Origin of the sequence: Hymenobacter crusticola, assembly GCF_002154225.1 — a bacterium.
Taxonomy (GTDB): Bacteria; Bacteroidota; Bacteroidia; order Cytophagales; family Hymenobacteraceae; genus Hymenobacter; species Hymenobacter crusticola.
The window spans coordinates 1-4,118 of the sequence record NZ_MTSE01000076.1 but is presented as its reverse complement, the minus strand read 5'-3'; the positions used below and the strand labels follow the sequence as shown (position 1 = coordinate 4,118).

The 4,118-nt window shown below is 55.3% G+C and carries 5 protein-coding genes; 3 read left to right on the top strand and 2 right to left on the bottom strand.

Features of this window, described 5'->3' with window-relative positions:
- Positions 1 to 502 precede the first annotated feature (502 nt).
- The 3 genes from BXP70_RS28785 to BXP70_RS28775 all read left to right on the top strand — a co-directional run bounded on the left by BXP70_RS28785 (position 503) and on the right by BXP70_RS28775 (position 2,632).
- Entirely contained in the window at positions 503 to 1,231 is a 729-nt protein-coding gene (locus BXP70_RS28785; protein ID WP_086597572.1) for a hypothetical protein, read from the top strand.
- Between the two features lie 103 nt (positions 1,232 to 1,334).
- On the top strand, positions 1,335 to 1,811 hold the full coding sequence (locus BXP70_RS28780; RefSeq protein WP_086597571.1) for a hypothetical protein: 477 nt from the start codon (positions 1,335 to 1,337) through the stop codon (positions 1,809 to 1,811).
- 248 nt (positions 1,812 to 2,059) lie between these two features.
- Positions 2,060 to 2,632, top strand: a complete 573-nt coding sequence (locus tag BXP70_RS28775) for a recombinase family protein (RefSeq protein WP_086597570.1) — start codon at positions 2,060 to 2,062, stop codon at positions 2,630 to 2,632.
- 269 nt (positions 2,633 to 2,901) lie between these two features.
- Here the strand turns inward: BXP70_RS28775 and BXP70_RS28770 are convergent, their stop codons facing one another.
- Both BXP70_RS28770 and BXP70_RS30450 read right to left on the bottom strand, forming a co-directional pair.
- Positions 2,902 to 3,642 (bottom strand): TlpA family protein disulfide reductase, encoded by a 741-nt coding sequence (locus BXP70_RS28770; RefSeq protein ID WP_143436782.1) that lies wholly within the window; start codon positions 3,640 to 3,642, stop codon positions 2,902 to 2,904.
- 258 nt (positions 3,643 to 3,900) lie between these two features.
- Positions 3,901 to 4,118: hypothetical protein (locus BXP70_RS30450; RefSeq protein ID WP_218779897.1), on the bottom strand; the 218-nt coding region annotated here is incomplete at its 5' end.

Below are 4,118 nucleotides of genomic sequence, written 5' to 3'. Positions count from 1 at the left end.
GGTGTGTCATACTAGGGCCCTCCCTTCCTAGTAGTACACACTTGATGTATCTTTGGAAATTACCTACTAGCCCCTGTTCTCAGACGCCTTACGTTACCTATTACCAAGTTTCTACGCAGAAACAAGGTGAGTTGGGCTTGAGCCTCGCGGCGCAGCAAGTAGCGGTGCTGGCATATGTTAAGGATCCAGCCGCGATCATAGCTACTTTCTAAGAAGTGGAGTCTAGCAAAAGCAGCCAGCGCCCCGAACTGGCCAAAGCGGTAGCTAAGTACCTACGCGCGGGCGCCACGTTGCTGTCACTTACTCCAGTTGGCGACATTCCACCAAAACTACTTCTTCTGGCTGCCGACAGGTAATAACTGGCTGCTGGCCATAGTGCAAGAGCCGCTGCAATAAGACACGCCATCTTTTCTACAGGACCGTCCTAGTAAATTTCCGCCCCCTCTTCTATCTTAGAACGCCTAGGAATCGGCCTAGCGTTACACTTCATTATTAGCCTAGCATGCCAATTACAACTCAACTCTTTACCGGCGCGGAAGGAAGTGCGCTGAAACTGGGAACAGCGCAAGCCGCCACGCAAGCGTACCGTCAGAACCCGCTGGGGAAAACGAAGGCACTGTTTGTCGGGTTTGAAGTGGTGCGTACTATCTTGGCGCAACCCGATTGCGTAGGCATGATCTTCTACCACGCCTACAATGAAGACGGCAACCTGCGCTTTGTCACGACTGGTTGCACGGAAACGTCGGCGGGTTGGCTCGGTGACTTAATTGGCGATTACGGCAAGGGTTGCCCCCCCGATTGTGATTTCTACAACGAGGCTGGGCTGTCGCTGCTCATGACGGAAGCCGAATACGACGCCTTCCAGCGTCAGCCCCTGAAGCCCAAGGCCCCCCACTTTACGGGCGCGGAAGGCGGCTTCATCAGCGCGGCGACCGCCGGCGCCTGGGTCAACAACTTTCAGCGGGCGCACCCGGGCGTGGCCCAAGGCTTCTTTTTTGGCCGCCAGCTCATTGAGCAGATCCTAGCACAGCCCACGTGCATGGGCGTGCGGCAATACTACTGCGTGGCGCCCGATGGCACGCGCTCGATGCTTTTAGTTGGCAGCAACGCCGCCGGAATGGATCTTACGCAAGGGCTCATTGCGGGTGAGGGTATCCCGGTACAAACTAGCCTAGGCACCGCAGTCCCGGCGCCGATGGTAGGCAAGCACAAAAGCAAGGCGCACGCCTAGGTCGTCCATTACTCGAAGCACCAGCGGTTACCTAATCAGGTAACCGCTTTTTTTATCCCTGGTTACCGTACTTTTGAAGCTGGACCTACTTCGTCTTCGCTGCATGCTTAATACCCTAGCGCCCTTGAAGGCTGCCTTTGAAGAATACTATGCTGCGCTCCTACCGCGTATTCACCGCTCGGGGGTGCGGTTTCATGTGGAGCAGAATGAGCAAAGCCAGCCCAGCATCATCTTCTTTTATCGCAAATGGAAGCATACCTACGCGCTAGCCCCGAATGGCCAGCTGCGGGGACCCGCGAACGAGTTGCTCTCTCCGGACCACTTGTACGCCCTTCTCGACCGCCATTACTGGAGCAAGGGTCGCTACCTCATCTTTTTGACCTTGCTGCTGAGTGGTTTGTTCCTGCTGGTAGTAACCATTGAGTTGAGCATCGTGACGTTGCGCCCGGGAGCAAACCGGTTCTGGCTAAACCTACAGTGGGTTTTAGGCGGGCTAAGTGGGCTCGTGCTGCTGGCTAGCTGCAAGCAGTTGTTCTCGCTTAAGGGCAAGTCACCGATAGCCGACAAGCTAAGGCAGTAATTACTATCAGCTAATTCGTCAATCGCATATTCAACTGAGCAGGCGTTAGATACTCTAACGCCTGCTCAGTTCTTTTTATACACCGATAGGTATAGCGAGCTTGATTTAAGGTAAGTTCAGAAAGCCATAGCTTCCTGAACCCTGGTGCCGAGCAGTCAGGTTTACCAGAAGACTACTCAGAAACAGATTCAATAAGTCGGGCCAGAACCAACTAGTTGGTTGTCTTTATGAACCTAACTTGTTGACCCATGAACAAAGTCTTCGGCTACGCCCGCGTCTCTACTCTCGACCAGAACCTAGACACCCAACTTGACCTGCTGACCAAGGCGGGGTGCGACCGCATCTTCCAGGACAAAATCACGGGCATGAGCCTGCAACGGCCCGCACTCGATGAGCTGCTGGGGCTACTGCGGGAGGGCGATACGGTGCTGGTGGCACGCTTCTTCCGCCTGGGCCGCAGCCGCGACCACGTCATTCATCTAGTCAATTTCTTTCACCAGCGTGGTATCCACTTCAAAGCCCTGGACCTGGGCATCGACACCACCACGCCGGCCGGCAAGTTTATGCTCTCCATTTTCGCCTCGCTGGCGGAATATGACCGCGAAAGCATCCTGGAGAAGACTAAAGCGGGTCAGCAGTTGGCCGCCGCTCAAGGCAAGCACATCGGCCGGCCGAAGGGGTTAGATACCGAGAATTTAGCCAAAGTGCGGAAAGCACTGGAGAAAGGCCTGTCCGTGGCCGAAATCGTGGCCTTGACCGGCATCAGTCTCTCCAGCGTCAAGCGTTACCGCAAGCACTTACAAGCCAGCTTGAGCCATTAGCCACAGATTTTTTCCTCCGTTGTGAGAAGAAGGGCCTAAAAAGGGGCAGTTGGGAGAGGAGATCAAGCAAATATACCCGCCTTGGACATCTTGTGGTAGTCCGTTTCTAAAATGTCCAAGGTTCCTTTAGGTCGGCTTCTAGTGACAGCAACCAAAGCACGCCATCCTGATGCATTGACCCAGCCCTGCTTTCGCGGACCAAAGCGTTTTTTCCAGCACTTCGCTTTGCCCTGAACGCAACGGCTGGTCTGGTTCTTACTAGGCCAGGGTTATTCCTGTATTTGTTTGAGGGCGGCGTAGAAGGCCTGATCATCGGCGCCCGTCGGCTTGTTCGTTACCGCATCGTAGCGGATGGGAATAGCGCCGAGCACGCGGCGGATGATGCCCGTGCGATCCACAAACAGGGTGGTGGGGTAGCCACTGGTAAACTGGTCGCAGTACGTGGTGGCCCCCGCGATGTGCCGGAAGGCGTAGGGGCGCTTTTTGAGGAACGCCTGCACCTTCTCTTTTTTGTCAAAGGTCAGGGCTAGGAAGACCACATCCGTAGTGGCGTACTCACGATGAATGCGGTTAAGTTCGGGCATCTCCGCAATGCAGGGCCCGCAGGTGGTAAACCACAGGTTCACCACCACGGGTTTGCCCCGCAGACTTTGTGTACTCACCCGCTGTCCTTGCAAGTCGGGCAAGGAGAACGCTGGCAGCGGTTTGCCGACCCAGGCCTGCAGTTGTTGCTGGTGCGCCAGCTCGGCGGCGCGGGTGGGAGTGCCATGCAGATTATACTCGTGAATAACAGTATCGGCCCGCGTGATGGTTTTGTTGATGCGGGCGCGAAACTCATAGCCGGCACTGCGGCCGCGCCGGTTCATTTGCTGGACAAACGTATCCACTTCGATCGCCGTCCACAGTTTGGGGCTGTCGTTATTGCGGTAGCGCACCACCTGGCTGCGCGCCGGCGCACTCAGCAGCAGTAACCCGAACGCAAGCAAGGAGCAGAAGCCGTAGGACGCCATAGCGCGCAGTAAGAAAGCGGCCCAGCAGCGGCCCGCGAGCAAAAGGTAGGAACCCGTTGACCAAAAACCAACTAGTAACGGGCGACAAACTGCTGACTTGTAAGCCACTGACCCACCGTGGTTACGTGACGACTGCTGCACATGAGTTAGACACGACCCGCTGCATGCGCTCGTCTATTGCTCAGCTGTCCAGCAGATGGCGAGAAACACATCACGAGTAGAAGTTGTAACGTTGACTAACCCGCACCAGCTGTTGGCCTAGGGTGTAACGTTTTCTAGTCCAACGTGGCTGTTGCAGAACCCTGGCAATACTTTGAGAGTAGGATATTCAAGCCGGTTTTCACTGTAAAAAAGACGCCAATTAGGCATTTCAGACCACTGGTAAGTAGTAGGGGAACCGATCAGGCCGACAGTGAAGAGTTCTGCAACAGCCACGTCCCTTTCTAAAATGTCCAAGCAACCTTTCGCGATTCTTT